Source organism: Planktothrix rubescens CCAP 1459/22, from assembly GCA_904830895.1.
In the GTDB taxonomy this organism is placed as follows: domain Bacteria; phylum Cyanobacteriota; class Cyanobacteriia; order Cyanobacteriales; family Microcoleaceae; genus Planktothrix; species Planktothrix agardhii.
Genome location: LR882958.1, coordinates 568,125 through 586,639, shown reverse-complemented (window position 1 = coordinate 586,639; position 18,515 = coordinate 568,125). Strand labels below are relative to the sequence as shown.

Here is an 18,515-nt window from a genome sequence, read left to right as displayed (position 1 = left end):
ATGAATGCCCCCGTTACAGTGTAGCTTAACGAGGGATGAAATCCAACTAACTCAGATGCGAAGCCACGATTTAATTCCACAATTGTCGGGTAAAGTGTGTTATAATAGTGTTAAACCCAAGGTCGAGGGAATTATGTTAGTTGTAGAAGCCAAGTTAAAGAACGGCACTCCAGAGCAATATCAAAAGTTTGATGAAGCTATTAGGACAGCGCAATTTGTCAGAAACAAATGCGTTAAGTTTTGGATGGAGAATAAAGGGACTACAAAGAATGACTTGCAGAAACTTTGTGCTGTTTTGGCGAAAGACTCTACAACTCCTTGGGTGAACAAATTAAATTCTCAGGCAAGGCAGTCAAGCGCAGATAGAGCATGGCAAGCCATTTCTCGGTTCTATGCTAATTGTCGAGATTCATCAAAGGCTATCTAAGCGTCATCGAAAAAGACAGAAACAGTCCAGTAACTATCACAAGCAACGGCAAAAAGTAGCTAAATTGCACTTAAAAGTTTTCCGACAACGTAAAGACAGAGCTATCAAGGATGCTCTGGCGTTAGTCCAATCTAATGATTTGGTAGTCTATGAGGCTTTGAAAGTGTCTAATTTGGTGAAGAATCACAAGTTAGCTCAGAGTATTAGCGATGCTTCTTGGTATCAGTTCACGCAATGGGTGAATTATTTTGCCAAGATACATAAGATAACTTGCATTGCTGTACCACCACAATTCACGACTATTGATTGTTCGGTTTGTGGGGCAAAAGTTTATAAAACATTGAGTACGAGAACTCATCAATGCCCTGATTGTCAAACAGTTTTAGATCGTGATTGGAACGCAGCTATCAATATTCTTAAAAAAGGGTTGAAATATTTGGGAGAATATCTCAACGGTACTGTTGGGCAAGCAGAAACCGACCCGAACGACTGGGGAGAGTCCGGCCTCTGGGTCTTTAACAGAGATGTTGAAGATTTAAGTCGTCTCGTTGAGCCAGTAATCTCAAGAAGTGATTCTGGGAGAATCCCCCGTCAAGCGCGAAGCTTGACGGTGGGAGTATGTCAATGCACTCAGTAACCCACAATATTACAGTCAATAGAAATCTATGACCCTGCAAAAATTTGGTGTAATTGGTCTAGCCGTCATGGGTGAAAACCTGGCCCTCAACGTTGAGCGTAATGGGTTTCCGATCGCAGTGTATAACCGCACCGGGGCTAAAACCGATGAGTTCATGGAGCAACGGGCCCAGGGAAAAAACGTCAAAGCAGCCTATACCCTAGAAGAATTTGTCCAATCCCTAGAACGTCCCCGCCGTATTCTAGTCATGGTCAAAGCAGGGAAACCCGTTGATGCGGTCATTGATCAGCTTAAACCTTTGCTAGATCAAGATGACATGATTATTGATGGTGGAAACTCCCTCTATGAAGATACCGAACGTCGCACCAAGGAATTAGAAGCCACGGGTTTAGGGTTTGTGGGCATGGGTGTGAGTGGGGGGGAAGAAGGCGCTCTCTGGGGCCCCAGCCTGATGCCAGGGGGTACGGAAGCCTCCTATAAAGAATTAGAGCCGATTTTAGTCAAAATTGCCGCCCAAGTTGATGACGGCCCCTGTGTGACTTTTATTGGGCCAGGGGGAGCGGGTCACTACGTTAAAATGGTGCATAACGGGATTGAATATGGCGATATGCAGTTAATTGCCGAAGCCTATGACCTACTGAAAAATGTCGCCGGGTTGAGTGCGGCCCAACTCCATGAAGTTTTTGCCCAATGGAATACCACCGACGAACTCAATTCTTTTCTGATTGAAATTACGGCGGATATTTTCAAAAAAATTGACCCCGAAACTGGTTCTCCTTTAGTTGATTTAATTGTTGATGCAGCCGGACAAAAAGGCACCGGACGTTGGACAGTTATGAGTGCTTTGGAGTTAGGAGTTTCGATTCCAACAATTATCGCGGCGGTGAATAGCCGGATTATTTCTTCCTATAAAGATCAACGGGTGGCCGCTTCTGTAGAATTGCCTTGGCCGACGAGTGAATATCAGGGAAATATTTCTGAGTTAGTGAATAAAATTCGGGATGCGTTGTACTGTTCTAAAATTTGTTCCTATGCTCAAGGGATGGCTTTATTGAGTGCCGCTTCTAAGGAGTATGGGTATAATTTGGATCTCGGAGAAATGGCACGAATTTGGAAGGGAGGCTGTATTATTCGGGCGGGATTTTTGAATAAAATTAAAGCCGCTTTTGGTGAAAATCCTGACTTACCGAATTTGTTATTAGCACCGGAATTCAAACAGACGATTTTAGATCGTCAACAAGCATGGCGGGAAGTGTTAGTTATTGCTAATCAATTTGGCATTCCAGTTCCGGCTTTTAGTGCGTCCTTAGACTATTTTGATAGTTACCGACGGGCAACTTTACCCTTGAATTTAACCCAAGCCCAACGGGATTATTTTGGTGCCCATACCTATGAACGTACCGATAAACCCAGGGGTGAGTTTTTCCACACGGAATGGACAAAAGACTAAGTATTAACTGACTTCGTAGTGAGGTGTTTACGCCTCAATATCTTTTCGGGCTAACTACCTTTTAATTACGAATTACGAATTACGAATTAAAAAATTAAATTAACTCGTAATTCGTAATTATTCTGTCTTAAATTTCACTTTAGGATTAAGGTTTTTGCTTTTTGGTTGCTAACATCATATTAGATTGATTCACCCCAAACTTATAACCCACTCCAAAATTAAGGGGTTTCACAGCAGCATTGCTTTGATAAACTTTCCTTAAATCCGGTTGGTAGCGAACACTAAATAAAGAAATTGGGTTGGTATAGGTTCCAAAAAAGTTTAAATTCCATTGTTTTTCTGCAAAAAAGTTAAGAGGAATCCCTGAATCATCCTGTAGAATAGCTTGACTTTGAGCCAGAATTAACTCTCGAATTCCAGTAAAGGCGGGTCTGTGCATTAAATAGGATGCGGCTTTAAGATAGGTAACGGGTTGCTCAATTTATTTAATAAATTTACTAAATTGGGGTGTTTTTTTCAAGCCATCATCGGAAATATCGGCGGAAAAATAATATAAAGTTCGAGGTTCTTTTTCCCCTTGAGAAACAAAATCAATTTTTACCCCAGGAATCATGCCTTTTTCAAACTTTTGAATTTTAGCATCTTTGTCTAATCCAATATATTGGAACTCTAAAATTTTATTATTTGTCCTTGCGATAAATAAAATTAAAGGTAAAACTCCTTATTGTTCTAGCCCATATTTTACCGCAGGACGAATCAATTTAAAACGTTGTAAAACATCCTCAAAAGTTTCGCCTGTTAGACTCTCATGGGGGAAGAAAAAGCTGGTTTAATAAACTCGGCTATATCTTCTATCGTGATATAACCTTGTTGCGAAGCCAATATCATTACCCCCATCAAAACTGCTCTTAACTCTCCTAAAACTTGCTGTTTATCCAACTTATAATTATACTGATTGTGCTGATCATTAAACTCCCTTAATTGACAATGAAGCTGCTCACCCTCATGGGTTAAAATAACCGTAATCTCATAACTTTCAACAAAATCTATCCGAATATTTTCACCCTGTTCTAATTGACCAATTTGTTCGGGAAAGCGATCTTCCAATAACATACAAATATCAGGGTCAAAAAATACAGTAAACTGGATTTCACCAATTTCTACGATAACTCGATGATCCCACTCATAACAAAAACGCCGTAACCCTAATTCAAAATCAGATAATTCTCCTAATGGATCTTCTGGAGGTAAGGCGTAATTTTCTAAATTTCGATCAGCAATTTTAAAACTAAAATTAGTTATTTCTTTCATGCTAATTTACCTGGCTTTGACTTATTTTGATTTAGGCTGAACAACTGGATAAGCATATTTAATTGTTCCGTCAGGATTTCTCCCAATTTTAACATAATAAACGTTTTCAGTAATCCTGTTATCAGAATGATAAACTCTACCAATCGGACGATTAAACTTAATAATGTACTTCCCATAATATTTAGGGATTAACTTTTCCGCTATTACCCAATCTTGATCATTTAACCATTGTCCTTGATCCTTATTTGTACTCGATAATCTTCCTTGTAAATTACTGAATTTGAGCTTAGAACCATGATGGCGGATAATATGATCGTAAGCTTTAGTTGATTTAGGATTATCCCATTGAGGCTCTTGACCCTTCCCTCGCCAAATACAAGCACTTCCTACCTCAACTGTTGAATCAATAATATCTGCTTCAATAATTTCGATAGTTTCTCCCTCACCTGATGCCACTCGATCCTCCTGTCTGATATTTTTAATAACGTTATTGTATATCTGAATTGACTAATGATCTGCTCTGGGGCGATTTAGGAGCAGACTTTTTCGAGCATAATTCTCTTTAGGATTAAGGTTTTTGCTTTTTGGTTGCTAACATCATGTTAGATTGATTCACCCCAAACTTATAACCCACTCCAAAATTAAGGGGTTTCACAGCAGCATTGCTTTGATAAACTTTCCTTAAATCCGGTTGGTAGCGAACACTAAATAAAGAAATTGGGTTGGTATAGGTTCCAAAAAAGTTTAAATTCCATTGTTTTTCTGCAAAAAAGTTAAGAGGAATCCCTGAATCATCCTGTAGAATAGCTTGACTTTGAGCCAGAATTAACTCTCTAATTCCAGCAAAGGCGGGTCTGTGCATTAAATAGGATGCGGCTTTAAGATAGGTAACGGGTTGCTCAATTTGTTTGACAAATTGAGTAAACTCTGGTGTTTTTTTCAAGCCATCATCGGAAATATCGGCGGAAAAATAATATAAAGTTCGAGGTTCTTTTTCCCCTTGAGAAACAAAATCAATTTTAACCCCAGGAATCATGCCTTTTTCAAACTTTTGAATTTTAGCATCTTTATCTAATCCAATATATTGTAAGTCTAAAATTCTATTATTTGTCCTCGCCATAAATAATAAAATTAAAGGTAAAACTCCCTGATTGGATAAATCAGACTTCATTTCTTTGGTTTGAAAAAAGCTAAACTGAAGTAAAGAATAAAGAGAGTTTTTTACATCCCCCAATTTTTGATTACGCTGACTTTCGGATAATTCATTAAAATTAGGAATAGTTCCCACGGGTTCTAAAGCCACAAGTACATATTCTCTAGCCGTCGGGAAAAATAAATTAGCATATAAGAAATCCGGCCCACTAAAGGGATAAAAAATTCGAGGATTGGATTGATTAATAGTAGCTAATTCCTGTTTAGACCATTCGCTAACTTTTGCCAGTTGTTGTTTTTCTAGTTTTGACCAAGCCGGATTTATAAAAGCGTGATAATTAACCCAAAAATTAGATTGAGTTAGGGGATAAAATTGACTTTTTGGATCAACTTTCATTCCCGCAATTAATTTAGCGGTATCGGTTAAATAATCCGCTTGTTTTTGATCATATAGGTCTAAGGGATTAATCGGAGGAGTAGGCGTTTGTGGGGATGTTTTTGGGGTTTCAATCTTTTGGGATTGCTCAATCTTTGGTTGAGGTTCAGTTTTAACACAGGACTGCAAACCAACAACACTTAAAATGATTAGTAATAGGGCTGAGAATTTCATAAATTACACCAATTTATTCCGAATACCGATAAAATAGAAGGGTAAACCCAGGGCAATTGTTCCTAATCCGGCTAAGGATTCGAGGGGTTTATCCTGAAAAATAAATATTAGCATCCAAAGGCTAATTCCTAAAAAAATGATCGGGGTTATTGGATATCCCCAAGTTTTATAGGGACGTGGTAGGTCAGGACGGCGGAAACGATGGACAAAAACCCCTAAAACCGTGATTAATGAAGATAGGGTTAGGGTAAATGCTAAATAGGTGATTACGGCTTGAAAGCTGGCGGTGATGATTAATATAATTACAATTGCTAGTTGTAAACATAGGGCATAATAGGGGATTCCATGTTGATTTTTTTGAGCCAAAATTCTAAATATGGGAATATCTTCCCCGATGACTTGGGTGACTCTTGGCCCAGCTAATACCATGGAACTAATCGAAGAAATTAAACCAAATCCGATTAATAATCCCATGATTTTTGCTCCTAAATTTCCAAATATTTGTTGGGCGACAATATAACCAATTTCTAATTGTCCGGCTAATTGTTCTATAGGTGTTGTATAGAGAAAAACAAAGTTCAAAAGCAGATATAAAACCGTAACTATTAATGTACCAATTAATAGGGATTTCGGTAAGTTTTTCTCTGGTTCCTTAATTTCACTCGCTAAATAAACCGCAGCATTCCAACCGGAATAGGAATAGGTGACATAAACTAAAGAAACGGCAAAAGATGAACTAAAAATTACCGAAATATCGCTAAAACTAGGCATAAATTCAATCGGTTGGGGGGTAGCCAAAGTTAATCCACTCAGGATAAAAACAATAATTAGGACAACTTTTAAAACTGTAAATCCCTGTTGAAATAAACTGCTAATTTTGATGGTTTGGGTATGAATAAAAGAGACTGAAATCACAGCAATTAAAGCGATCGCTGTGGGATAATTTAAACTAGGAAATACACTGGAGATATATTTCCCTAATGCCATAGCAGCAGCCGCAATAGGAGCCGCAAAACCAACGGTGACAGAAACCCATCCTGAGAGGAAACCAATCACCGGATGATAAATTTCAGAAAGATAATGATATTCACCCCCAGAACGGGGCATAGCGGCCCCTAATTCCCCATAACATAGGGCGCCGGAAAGGGCAAAAATACCGCCAATTAACCACAAAAATAAAATAGCAAAACCCGATTGAATATCAAGGACTTGAAACCCCAAACTTGTAAATACACCCGTACCAATCATATTAGCAATAACAAGACAAATCGCGGTTAATAAGGTGATTTGACTCTGGGATGAACTGGGTTTTTGTAAGGAATTAGAATTGTTCAAGATAGTTATGAAAACTAGGGAACAGGGAACAGCCCCCCCAAACCCCCCGTGAACGGAGGGCTAGGGAAACAGCCCCCCAAACCCCCCGTGAACGGAGGGCTAGGGAAACAGCCCCCCAAACCCCCCGTACACGGGGGGCTAGGGGGGGAGGGAATAGGGAATACAGATGATCTAAACCCGCCCTGATTGTAATTCTAAACACAATTGGCGAAAATGATCTCCGCGATGTTCAAAACTTTGATATTGATCAAAACTAGCACAAGCGGGGGATAATAATACGACTTTCGCGCCTAATTTTGGGGCAATTTCAGAGGATTTGATAATCGCTTTTTCCATGGTTTCTACGATTTCAAAGTTAAAATAATTTTCTTCTGTTAACCGCTTTGCAAATACTTCGGCTGCATTTCCAATTAATAAAACCGAGATGGCTTTTGATTTAATTCTATTCATCCAAGCGGTATCATCTCCTTGTTTGGCTTCTCCTCCAGCAATTAAAATTACGGTCGCATCAACGGCCGATAATCCCACTTCGGCTGCATCATAATTGGTGGCTTTACTATCATTAATCCAGTCAATTCCTTGCCAAGTCATAATCTGTTCTAAACGATGGGCAACCCCTGGAAAATCAGAAATTGCTTGACTAATTGCTGGCGTTTCTATTTTGGCAATTCGGGCGGCTGCAACGGCCATTAACAGGTTTTGTTGGTTATGGTTTCCGACCATTTTTAAGGCATCCGCTTGAACTATTTTATCTTTATTTTGCATCACCCAATTATTTTTAATATAAAATCCCAATTCGGGATTTGCCACTAATTTTTCTTGTCCTAAAACACTTGTCCAATGGGCAGAAAGCCAGCGTTGATTAGCGGTTTCTCTTAAATAGGGATCATCTCCATTAATGATTTGTGTTTGGGATTGATATAATAATTTAGCTTTAATATCATAATAACGTTCTAGGGTGTAATGACGACTTAAATGATCGGGGGTGAAGGTCGTCCAAATGGCAATTTTAGGGGTTAAAGTTGAGGAGGATTCGATTTGATAACTACTGACTTCTGCAATTATCCAATCTAGGGGTTTTTCTATTCCTTGATATTCTTGTAAGGCTAATTCACAGGCGGCATAACCAATATTTCCACAGGCGGGAGCGTTTAAACCTGCTGCTTGAAAAATTGCGGTGGTGAGGGCGGTGGTTGTGGTTTTTCCGTTAGTTCCAGTAATACAAACCCAGGGCAAATGTCGCAGATTTCGCCATGCTAATTCTAGTTCTCCGATGGTTTCTATGCCTAAATTTCTGGCGGCTTTTAACCCCGGACTATCCCAAGGAACCCCAGGACTCACAACTATTAAATCTAGGGAAATATCGGGTTGAAAATTATGCCCTAACTCAACTTTAATTCCTTCGGTTTCTAATTGTTGTTTTTGGGTTTCTAGGGTTGAGGAAGAATTGCGATCGCTTAAAATTACATCCCATCCTTGCAATTTTAACAACCGGGCGGCAGCATTTCCCGATCTTCCTAAACCAATAATATGAACTTTCGGCATAGACAATGTAATAATTCCCAGTAGGTTGTTTTTGATTCTACTCGGATATGTTTCAGTCCCGCAAGTGGGATTATTTTAATTGAAAGAAAAGTTTTCGGCGAATATAATTCGCTACTACAGAAACAAAGTCCACCTGCGTGGACTAATAAAAATCAAGGTTTTTGAACCCACGCAGGTGAGTTTTGTCTGTGTAGCTGCGATTTCTAATCGCCAAGAAAAGAAAAGAAAAAAAAGTTTTCGGCGAATATAATTCGCTACTACAGAAACAAAGTCCACCTACGTGGACTAATAAAAATCAAGGTTTTTGAACCCACGCAGGTGGGTTTTGTCTGTGTAGCTGCGATTTCTAATCGCCAAGAAAAGAAAAGAAAAAAAAGTTTTCGGCGAATATAATTCGCTACTACACAAACAAAGTCCACCTACGTGGACTAATAAAAATCAAGGTTTTTGAACCCACGCAGGTGGGTTTTGTCTGTGTAGCTGCGATTTCTAATCGCCAAGAAAAGAAAAGTTAAGATATCCTTTTCCCCTAGAACAGAGTGATCTGTTTCAGTCCCGCAAGCAGGATTATTTTAATTGAAAGTCCCCGTTCTTGCTCACGATGTGAGTCTTTATTGCATCCTGAGTTTCAGTCCCGCAAGCAGGATTATTTTAATTGAAAGCATTTAACTCTCCTAGGTATTCAGTGGTTTGGAGATAATAGATGTTTCAGTCCCGCAAGCAGGATTATTTTAATTGAAAGATAGGACAATATTCTAGGGTTACAGTATTGCCATTGTTTCAGTCCCGCAAGCAGGATTATTTTAATTGAAAGTCAAAGATATTAACCATCAAACCTTCTAAGGGTTTATCAAAGTTTCAGTCCCGCAAGCAGGATTATTTTAATTGAAAGAACTTGTGTAACGAACTAGGGTATATTGACGAGCGTAAGGTTTCAGTCCCGCAAGCAGGATTATTTTAATTGAAAGACTATATCGCCAACGTCGAGCCATTAATCTTTGAGTTTCAGTCCCGCAAGCAGGATTATTTTAATTGAAAGGTCAAAACTGTATCAGTGTTAATATGACTATGTGAGTTTCAGTCCCGCAAGCAGGATTATTTTAATTGAAAGGACGACAGTACAGGGATGGATTAAGTTTTGCCATCAACGTTTCAGTCCCGCAAGCAGGATTATTTTAATTGAAAGAATATCCCCGTATTCGTACCCGTATTTTGAACCAGGTTTCAGTCCCGCAAGCAGGATTATTTTAATTGAAAGAAGTAGTCTTATATCCCACTCAAGGGGATGAGTTAGAGTTTCAGTCCCGCAAGCAGGATTATTTTAATTGAAAGACAAAATCCCACTAACAGGAATCTGTCTTGTTTGCAAGTTTCAGTCCCGCAAGCAGGATTATTTTAATTGAAAGCAAACGATTGAATGATTAATGATTAATATCTAAACATGTTTCAGTCCCGCAAGCAGGATTATTTTAATTGAAAGGGGAGAAAAATCTATCCCCAATGGTTGAGTCTCGCATGTTTCAGTCCCGCAAGCAGGATTATTTTAATTGAAAGGAAGAGTAAACTTTCCAGTCGCCTGTTTTATTGCCAAGTTTCAGTCCCGCAAGCAGGATTATTTTAATTGAAAGAACTCGATGACCTAAAAGGTTATTGTGAAGCTGCCCAGTTTCAGTCCCGCAAGCAGGATTATTTTAATTGAAAGCGGCGGTCGTTTTGTTACTTCGCTGTGGGTTGGCTGGTTTCAGTCCCGCAAGCAGGATTATTTTAATTGAAAGCCGCGCCTTCCTTTCTGGTCTGTGATAGTAGATTCTGGTTTCAGTCCCGCAAGCAGGATTATTTTAATTGAAAGTCTGCCGTTTGAAACCCTTATGGGGCGGTCATTCTGGAGCCCATTTTCGTGAACCTCAAAAAATGCCTCATTTCAGGCTTCGTTATTGCAACAGATTATCAATAACTAACCGGACTCACAAATATAAACTATTGATTTGTCAAGGTTCTAAGGTTTTTCGTGAACCCCCCCAGGTTTTCGCCCCCGCTTAGGTTCACGAAAATCATAATAAACCGAAACCCGCCGCTTGTCAAGGGGAATATTCTATGATATTGCGATCGCCCCTAACCCTTAACTTTTAACAATAGCCCCAAAATCCGCCAAAACCCGGGCATGATTTCTTAATAATCCCAATAAATTCAAACGATTACGTTGAATATTGGGATCATCATCCATCACTAAAACACTTTCTGGGCCATCAAAAAAACTGCTCACCGTTGGGGTAATTTCTGCTAAAGCTTCCACCAATTGACGATAATTTCTGGTGGCTTGAGAAGCTTTTGTTTTAGGAACTAATTGTACTAAAGCCTGATAGAATTGCCGTTCTGAAGACTTTTGAAATAACTCAGGATTAACTGTCATTTCTGGCTGCAATTCCAGAGTGTTTAAATCCCCTTGTTTCGCCAAACGAGTCGAACGATTAACCGTTTCATAAATTTGGTTTAAACTGCCATCTTTACGAATAGTTTGTAGGAATAAAGCCCGATCTCGAACATCTAACAAATCCTGTAACGCCCGTTCTTGATATTCCAGATCATTCTCTCCTAAAACCGCATTCACCAAATCATAATCAATAGCTTTTTCATCCTGTAATAAAGTTCTAATTCGTTGCAGGAAAAAATCATATAATTCATGATTTAATCCTAAAATAGCATTGGGAAAAGTATTAACAAAATCCACCGCAATTTGTTTCAGAAGTTGATATAAATTCAGGGGTAAATCCGCCGCCCAAATAATATTAACTACCGCATTCGCCGCCCGACGCAAAGCAAAGGGATCGGAGGAACCTGTGGGTAACATTCCCAAGCCAAAAATACTAACTAAAGTATCTAGTTTATCCGCTAAACCAACCACTTGACCGACTAAAGTTTGGGGTAAATTATCCGTAGCATTCCGGGGTAAATAATGTTCAAAAATTGCTCTTGCTACCTCTGCGGGTTCTCCTCCTTCTATTGCATATTTTTCCCCCATTATCCCTTGTAATTCGGGAAATTCATAGACCATTTGGGTAACTAAATCCGCTTTACATAATAATGCAGCCCGTTGAATTAAACTGCGGTAAGATTCAATTATATTAAGTTGTTCACTAATCCAATTAGCAATTTTACCAATCCGATTTACCTTATCCCGAACCGAACCTAAATCCTCTTGAAAAGTCACCGCTTCTAAGGCGGGTAAATAGCTTTCTAAAGGCGTTTTCAAATCGGATTTATAGAAAAATTGTCCATCGGCTAACCTCGCCCGAATTACCCTTTCATTTCCCGCCGCAATTAAATTGGATTTAGCCGGATCTCCATTAGAAATCGTGATAAAATAGGGCTTTAAAGGCGATGAATTTTGGGTTTCTATTGTTAATATTGGAAAGTACCGTTGATGCGTCACCATGACGGTTTTAATTACCTCTGCGGGCAAATCCAAAAATTCCTGATCGAAGGTTCCGACAACGGCCGTCGGCCATTCCACTAAATTAACCACTTCTGCTAATAAATCTTCGGGAATTTCAGCCTCGCCTCCCACAATATTAGCCGCGATTTTAACTTCTTTTTGAATAGTCTGAATTCGTTCCTGGGGGTCAACTTGAACAAAGGCTTTTTTCAGAGATTCAGCGTAGGTTTTAGCATGGGAAATAGAGATATTTTCAGGATGCAAAACTCGATGTCCGTGGGAAATGCGATCGCTTTTAACAACTTCTGAACCGCTAACTAAGGTGACAGGTAAAACCTGATTATCTAATAATGCAATTAACCAACGAATTGGCCGGGGAAATTTTAAATCTCCATCCCCCCAACGCATAAACCGTTTCCCTTCTAATTTTGTAATCCATTCTGATGTTAATTCGGCTAAAATTTCCGCCGTTAACCTCCCCGGAATTTTCTTTAAAACAAATACAAAATCCCCTTTAGAAGTAGGACGAATTTCTAAATCTTCTAAGGTCACGCCCTGTTTTTTAATAAATCCTTCCGCCGCCGGAGTCGGTTTTCCGTCTTTAAAAGCCGTAGACGCCGGAGGGCCTTTTATTTCTTCTTCGCGGTCGGGTTGTTGGCTAGGAAGTCCTTCAATTAATACCGCTAACCGTCGCGGTGTTCCCCAAACTTGAACCGACTCAACGCTTAAAAACTGTTCTTTGAGACTAGCAGGAATTTTCTGTTTCCACTGTTGAATGGCGGTTTCAACAAAGGTTGCTGGTAATTCTTCTGTTCCAACTTCGAGTAAAAAACTAACCATAGGAAATTTTATAAAGGATGTTACTAAGAAAATTAAGGTGACAAATAATCACCATAGCAGGTTAGGGGGTCATTTCTCAAGGGTTGATGTTTCTCACCCCCCTGTAGAGACGTGCCACGGCGCGTCTGTCTACAAGATTTTTGGAAATATCTTTATTCTATGGGTTCGATACCTAAAGATTGTAATTGTTCGGCTAAACGTTTAGCCCGATTTTCAGCTTCATTAGCCCGATTTTCTGCTTGTAATGCCGCTTCTTCAGGGGTCGGAACGAGATCACCTTCTGAGGTAAAATATCGGAGTTTCTCCTGATAAATTCCCAGGAATAATCCTAAGACTTCACTTGCTAATAATCCTTGTTGATTAGGAATAATTCCTTGATATTCATTTCCGACTAATTTAAAACCTGTTAGTTCTAAATCATCGGGAGAAAACCAGAAATATTCTTGGGTTCTAAATGGATTTTGATATAAATTCTTTTTCGTAGTTTTATCGGTTTCCGCCGTTGAGTTAGAAAGAAGTTCAATAATTAAATCGGGATATTTCCCTTCTTCTTCCCAAACTACCCAAGATTTTCTCGGACGTTTAGAAGTATTTCTCACCAAGAAAAAATTCGGCCCGCGAAAGTCTCGATTTCTCAGTTGTTGACGACTAAAATAGATGGTTAAATTTGCCCCAATAAAATAATCTGTTCTGTCTCTCCATAACCAATCTAAACAAGATACTAATAAGGCTAACTGGAGATAATGTAACATACTTTCCATTTCTATATACTCACTTTCAACTTGAGTACCATCGGGCATTAATGCCTCGAATTGTTCTGCTGTAATTGACATTTTTTTCCTGGTTTAATTTTAATCTTAACCGATGAATAAAAGTTGTAAAATGGGTTAATTCAGCTATGTTTTTAAACCCTAGAGTAGAGACGTGCCACGGCGCATCTTTCTACAATATGTTTGGAAATATCTTTATTCTATCGGTTCTATTCCCAAAGACCTTAATTGTTCGGCTAAACGTTTGGCCCGATTCTGTGCTTCATTAGCCCGATTTTCTGCTTCATTAGCCCGATTTTCTGCTTGTAATGCCGCTTCTTCAGGGGTCGGAACGAGATCACCTTCTGGGGTAAAATATCGGAGTTTCTCCTGATAAATTCCCAGGAATAATCCTAAGACTTCACTTGCTAATAATCCTTGTTGATTAGGAATAATTACTTGATATTCCTGTCCAATTAATTTAAAACCTGTTAGTTCTAAATCATCGGGAGAAAACCAGAAATATTCCTGGGTTCTAAATTGATCTTGATATAAACTCTTTTTAGTGGTTTTATCGGTTTCCGCCGTTGAGTTGGAAAGAAGTTCGATAATTAAATCGGGATGTTTCCCTTCTTCTTCCCAAACTACCCAGGATTTTCTCGGACGTTTAGAAGTATTTCTTACCAAGAAAAAATCTGGCCCGCGAAAGTCTCGATTTCTCAGTTGTTGACGACTAAAATAGATGGTTAAATTTGCCCCAATAAAATAATCTGTTCTATCTTTCCATAACCAATCTAAACAAGAAACTAACAACGCCAACTGGAGATAGTGTAACGTACTTTCCATTTCTATATATTCACTTTCAACTTGAGTACCATCAGGCATTAATGCCTCTAATTGTTCTGCGGTTATTGACATTTTTTCTCCTCCTCATTTGAGGTTGGGTTAATTTATTATATCAAATTTTCAATGCTCAATCATCTGTTCTAAAGCGTCCTGTAAATCCTGAGTTAAATTAGCAACAGCTTGACGACGGTTTGTTTGATAATCTGACCATTTTTGAGTCACAGAAATGGGTTCACCAATGGTTAATTTAGCGCGTTTTTTCCCTAAATGGGGACGTTTTAATGGGTTTTCTCCCTTTAACCTAGTTACCATTGACCAAACAATTAAAGTGGTTTCGGCAAAACGATCAAAGGTAGGATTTTCTTTAATATAACTGCCCGTTACCCCCACAAAACTTTCCACTAATCTCATATTCCACATTCGCAAACTAGCTTCGGTTGCCACCCGATCTGCTAATCCTAATTCTACCGCAGACCAGGTATCATTAGCCTTGAGATCATAGCGATAAATACAATCCCATCCCGCTTGTTCTAAACGACGACAACGACTACTTAAATCTCCCATGGGTTTGAGATTAAAATATTCTTCAGCCACGGTTAAGGCAATATCTAATAATCGTTTAATTCGATCTGGAAAATCAATAGTTTCATCCCGGGGAATACTGCGATAATAGAATTGGCGATAAAAATTTTCCATGATATCTAATAAATGATTCCCCAATCGAATTAAACGGCTATAGAGGGAAGAAACAGTTAAGTCTTGGCTAGATTGAGGTAAGTTACAATCCCTTTCTAATTGGGCAATTAATTTTTCTAAATCTCCCCAATTATCTTGAATATAAAAATACTGTATACCAATGGGAACCAAATAAACTTCTTCCGATCGTTCAGCTTTTTTTAAGTCTTCAACACACCAAAATCCTAATTGAGAAACTCCAGGTTCTAAGGGACTAATATTTTGATTATGCCCATTAGTTGCCCCTTCCGGTGCGGCGGCTAAAGGAAATTGACCATTAATAAATAAATCCCTGGCTGATCGTAATCCTAAACGATCAACTTTCCCCCTTAAAATCGGTGTTCCTCCTAATTTTGGAAATAACCAAGAAACTATATTTCCTGCCCATAAAGGAATTCCTCGATCATACATAAAATGGGCATGAATTGGATTAGATAAGACAATTTTCTGTTGTTTTGCAGTTTCAGGAACAAATCGCCATAACAATTGACTAATACAATATGGATCATCCGTATTAGGATGACGAAAAGCCAATAAAAATCTGACTTTTCCACTTTGAAATTGTTGATAAAGATTAACTAATCGTTCAATTTGTTCTACCTTAATTTCAACTAAGGGCGTTTTCCATTTCATCCAAAAGGGCATTCCCCATCGGCAGACTTTTAGCACCAAAGGATTAAAGCGGGGCGGAATAAAATCTAGGGTGGGTTGTATATTTTTAATGAGATTGGCCATAAATTAGGGTTGAGTCAATTTAATAAGTATTAAAGCGGATTGAACTCAACCCATTATTATAGCAATTCGTCAGGATTTTGTTGTAATATTTGATTCTGGAGATTTCCGATAAAAGCTCTATTCTATTTTGGGTTAGCAGGGACATCAATCCTACATTTTTTGATAATTACCGACCAGTCCTTGTACAAATCCCTTACTTTTAATCCTTGTTATCCGTTCCCTATTCCCTATTCCATTTTACCCATAATTAGTTACGTTCTCTCTTAGAAGGCAGTTAAAAAGAATGAATCCCACCGACTTGAATCAGGCATTTCAAAATGGTTATTGTTTTCAAACTACCCTTGATCAACATAGCGATCAAGTTACCTATTCCGTCCATACCCTCGGTGAACTCGTTTTAACCTCTGGGAAAATTGCCGTTTGTGATCCTTTAATTGTCCCTAATTCTGATCTCTGTTTGACTCAAACTCTAGCTGCGGGTCGTTATTCGGTGAAACTAAGTATCGCCACATTTGATCACCAAAAAGAACAAAGAGTCGCCTATGCGATGTTAGTAATTCGGGATCAACCTGCGGTGAAATGGGAATTGGCGGTATCTTTTACCGGGGATCAAGAATCGGGTTATCCCGTCACTTCTGGGACAGGATGTTTTACCGATAGGGAAGTGATCAAACGCTTATCTTTCCTTTCCGATACTGAGTTTGAAAATTATTATAATCATTTGGATCAAGCTTTAGATCAGACCTATGTTGATACCTGGGATTGGACAAATTTCTGTTTAGATGAATCAACCGGATTGAATATTATTGCTTTTCATTCCGGTTGGGGGGAGGGTTATTATTCCTCCTATTGGGGTTATGATCTACAAGGAAATCCAGTCTGTTTAGTTACGGATTTTAGGCTTTGGGACTCGTGAGGGGATCGACCACTTCTAAGAGGGTTTTAACACTAGCATTGTAATCAAAAAAAGAAAACAAATGTTTATATTTCAAGATGCCTTTTTTATCTAAGACAAACTGCCCGGGTAAGGGCGCACCTAGGGCTTGTCCTACTTGATATATTTGGAAAATTCCACAGCTTGGATTACTCAGTAATGGCATTTTTAAGCCGAGGTCTTTGACTACAATTTTACTTTGGCGTTCATCGGTACTGGTAATCAGTAAAACTTCTATTCCCCTTTGCACAAATGCTTCATAATTTTCATTCAGCGCTCTAACATGGGGATAACACCAGGGACAATATTGTTTTTCGGTGAAAATCCGGGTAAAGGCTAAAATTACCGGGCGATCGCCTCGAAATTGAGATAACCGCACTAATTGACCATTGGTAATATCGGGTAATTGAAAATCGGGGGTTTTCAACCCTAACTGTAAATTGCTAGTGGCGGGAATCGGAAAAAAGTTATTCCAAAATCGACGATTAATTAAACCAGTAAAATCGTTAGAAGTCAGCATAATAGTTTGTTGTTTGTGATTATTCTTAGTTTAAAACAATCTTACAAAAATCAGCGAAACCCGCCCTCACATTGTAAAGACGGGTTCTTAAATCTTGTCTAAAACTTAATCTTAGACCGCCGCAAAGAATTCTTTAGACTTGACGGGATCGGGGATCATGGTCTTGTCACCCGGTTGCCAACCCGCAGGACAAACTTCATCGGGGTGAGCTTGAACATATTGAAGCGCTTGCAGTGTCCGCAGAGTCTCATCTACGTTACGACCAAAGGCGAGGTTATTGATCGTGGCGTGTTGAATCACCCCTTCTTTGTCAATGATGAACAGACCGCGCAAGGCAATTCCGGCTTCAGGATCAAGCACGTTATAAGCGGTGCTGATTTCTTTTTTCAGGTCAGCCACCAGAGGATAGTTCAGGTCGCCCACACCACCGGATTTGCGATCGGATTGAATCCAAGCTAGGTGAGAAAAGGCGCTATCGACGGAAACCCCAAGAATTTGAGTATTGAGTTTGCTGAATTCTTCAGCGCGATCGCTAAAAGCCGTAATTTCAGTCGGGCAAACAAAGGTAAAGTCTAAGGGGTAGAAAAATAGAACCACATACTTACCCCGATAGTCGGATAGTGAGATGTCTTTGAATTCTTGGTCAACAACGGCCGTTGCTTTAAAATCCGGGGCGACTTGGCCAATACGCAGGCTCTCAGCCATGAATAATACTCCTTAAACTGACGATAGTATAGTTTCGTTGCAGAAAATTAGGATAACTTTGATCCCAATTGTTTTGCTATCTTACGATTTGTTACAAATACATCATAGTCGAATTGAGTACAGTTAAACAAGACTTAGAAAAAAACAAGTAATCCCAATCAAAAAGCCAGCCCTTTTCAGACTGACCTAAAACCCAAAAATTAAGAGTTATAGCAACCGCCAAGGCAGTTAGGATAGAGACGGATCTTGGAACCCAGACGGTGAGATGTTTTCCCCCCTGTTCCCTGTTCCCTGTTCCCTGTTCCCTGTTCCCTGGTATAACGGATTTATTTTCAATGGCTCAAGCGGGATTTGAACCTGCGACCTTGGGCTTATGAGTCCCCTGCTCTAACCACTGAGCTACTGAGCCTTAGTTTATTCACGATTAAACAATATAACACAAACCTTTCCCAGATATCAACCCCCTGTTTAATCTTTTTTTCAGGGGGTAGGGGAGGAGGGGAGGAGGAGAGCGGAGAGCAGGGGAGGGAATAAAAAGTACCCTCGCTCTT

General features: G+C 39.2%; 17 protein-coding genes, 1 tRNA gene and 1 CRISPR repeat array. Of the genes, 4 read left to right on the top strand and 14 right to left on the bottom strand.

What is annotated here, in order from left to right:
* Positions 1–55: 55 nt before the first annotated feature.
* The 3 genes from NMG86_RS02830 to gnd are packed head-to-tail and all read left to right on the top strand — an operon-like array spanning position 56 to position 2,514.
* The gene (locus NMG86_RS02830) at positions 56–427 is read left to right on the top strand and encodes a hypothetical protein (protein WP_227365153.1); all 372 of its coding nucleotides are present in this window, start codon (positions 56–58) and stop codon (positions 425–427) included.
* Positions 393–1,064 (top strand): RNA-guided endonuclease InsQ/TnpB family protein, encoded by a 672-nt coding sequence (locus tag NMG86_RS02825; protein WP_237157189.1) that lies wholly within the window; start codon positions 393–395, stop codon positions 1,062–1,064. Before NMG86_RS02830 ends, NMG86_RS02825 begins: the two co-directional genes overlap by 35 nt.
* 28 nt (positions 1,065–1,092) lie before the next feature.
* Entirely contained in the window at positions 1,093–2,514 is a 1,422-nt protein-coding gene (gene gnd / locus NMG86_RS02820; protein ID WP_026788582.1) for a decarboxylating NADP(+)-dependent phosphogluconate dehydrogenase, read from the top strand.
* A 145-nt stretch (positions 2,515–2,659) separates the two neighbouring features.
* Here gnd and NMG86_RS02815 read toward each other — a convergent pair whose 3' ends face one another.
* From NMG86_RS02815 to NMG86_RS02765, 11 genes are all read right to left on the bottom strand, one after another.
* A complete protein-coding gene (locus NMG86_RS02815) occupies positions 2,660–2,953 on the bottom strand; it encodes a hypothetical protein (protein WP_026788581.1) in 294 nt (97 codons plus the stop codon).
* Positions 2,954–2,995: 42 nt separating this feature from the next.
* Positions 2,996–3,127, bottom strand: coding sequence for a hypothetical protein (locus NMG86_RS02810; protein WP_272944380.1), 132 nt, complete (start codon positions 3,125–3,127; stop codon positions 2,996–2,998).
* Positions 3,128–3,312: 185 nt separating this feature from the next.
* Positions 3,313–3,825 (bottom strand): hypothetical protein, encoded by a 513-nt coding sequence (locus NMG86_RS02805; RefSeq protein WP_026788580.1) that lies wholly within the window; start codon positions 3,823–3,825, stop codon positions 3,313–3,315.
* Between the two features lie 21 nt (positions 3,826–3,846).
* Complete coding sequence (locus tag NMG86_RS02800) at positions 3,847–4,281, bottom strand: hypothetical protein (protein WP_026788579.1); 435 nt, start codon at positions 4,279–4,281, stop codon at positions 3,847–3,849.
* A gap of 112 nt (positions 4,282–4,393) precedes the next feature.
* Positions 4,394–5,587, bottom strand: a complete 1,194-nt coding sequence (locus tag NMG86_RS02795) for a hypothetical protein (RefSeq protein ID WP_026798729.1) — start codon at positions 5,585–5,587, stop codon at positions 4,394–4,396.
* Positions 5,588–5,590: 3 nt separating this feature from the next.
* The gene (locus tag NMG86_RS02790; protein ID WP_026796962.1) at positions 5,591–6,922 is read right to left on the bottom strand and encodes an APC family permease; all 1,332 of its coding nucleotides are present in this window, start codon (positions 6,920–6,922) and stop codon (positions 5,591–5,593) included.
* Positions 6,923–7,093: 171 nt separating this feature from the next.
* On the bottom strand, positions 7,094–8,467 hold the full coding sequence (murD, locus tag NMG86_RS02785) for a UDP-N-acetylmuramoyl-L-alanine--D-glutamate ligase (RefSeq protein WP_026796961.1): 1,374 nt from the start codon (positions 8,465–8,467) through the stop codon (positions 7,094–7,096).
* Between the two features lie 546 nt (positions 8,468–9,013).
* A CRISPR array of direct repeats spans positions 9,014–10,316; the repeat unit is 37 nt; unit sequence GTTTCAGTCCCGCAAGCAGGATTATTTTAATTGAAAG.
* A 270-nt stretch (positions 10,317–10,586) separates the two neighbouring features.
* On the bottom strand, positions 10,587–12,740 hold the full coding sequence (gene glyS, locus NMG86_RS02780) for a glycine--tRNA ligase subunit beta (protein ID WP_026796960.1): 2,154 nt from the start codon (positions 12,738–12,740) through the stop codon (positions 10,587–10,589).
* A gap of 152 nt (positions 12,741–12,892) precedes the next feature.
* Complete coding sequence (locus NMG86_RS02775) at positions 12,893–13,573, bottom strand: Uma2 family endonuclease (RefSeq protein WP_026788573.1); 681 nt, start codon at positions 13,571–13,573, stop codon at positions 12,893–12,895.
* Between the two features lie 132 nt (positions 13,574–13,705).
* On the bottom strand, positions 13,706–14,407 hold the full coding sequence (locus NMG86_RS02770; protein WP_026788572.1) for a Uma2 family endonuclease: 702 nt from the start codon (positions 14,405–14,407) through the stop codon (positions 13,706–13,708).
* Between the two features lie 48 nt (positions 14,408–14,455).
* Positions 14,456–15,805: a glycerol acyltransferase gene (locus NMG86_RS02765; protein ID WP_026794869.1), complete on the bottom strand. Its 1,350-nt coding sequence runs from the start codon at positions 15,803–15,805 to the stop codon at positions 14,456–14,458.
* A gap of 283 nt (positions 15,806–16,088) precedes the next feature.
* On the opposite strand from NMG86_RS02765, the gene NMG86_RS02760 reads away from it, so the two are divergent.
* Positions 16,089–16,721 (top strand): DUF4241 domain-containing protein, encoded by a 633-nt coding sequence (locus NMG86_RS02760; protein ID WP_026788570.1) that lies wholly within the window; start codon positions 16,089–16,091, stop codon positions 16,719–16,721.
* Here the strand turns inward: NMG86_RS02760 and NMG86_RS02755 are convergent.
* The 3 genes from NMG86_RS02755 to NMG86_RS02745 form a co-directional block, all read right to left on the bottom strand.
* The gene (locus tag NMG86_RS02755; protein ID WP_026788569.1) at positions 16,702–17,259 is read right to left on the bottom strand and encodes a peroxiredoxin family protein; all 558 of its coding nucleotides are present in this window, start codon (positions 17,257–17,259) and stop codon (positions 16,702–16,704) included. The genes NMG86_RS02760 and NMG86_RS02755 overlap by 20 nt on opposite strands.
* A gap of 111 nt (positions 17,260–17,370) precedes the next feature.
* Positions 17,371–17,964: a peroxiredoxin gene (locus NMG86_RS02750; RefSeq protein ID WP_026788568.1), complete on the bottom strand. Its 594-nt coding sequence runs from the start codon at positions 17,962–17,964 to the stop codon at positions 17,371–17,373.
* 336 nt (positions 17,965–18,300) lie between these two features.
* Positions 18,301–18,373, bottom strand: a tRNA-Met gene (locus NMG86_RS02745).
* Positions 18,374–18,515 lie beyond the last annotated feature (142 nt).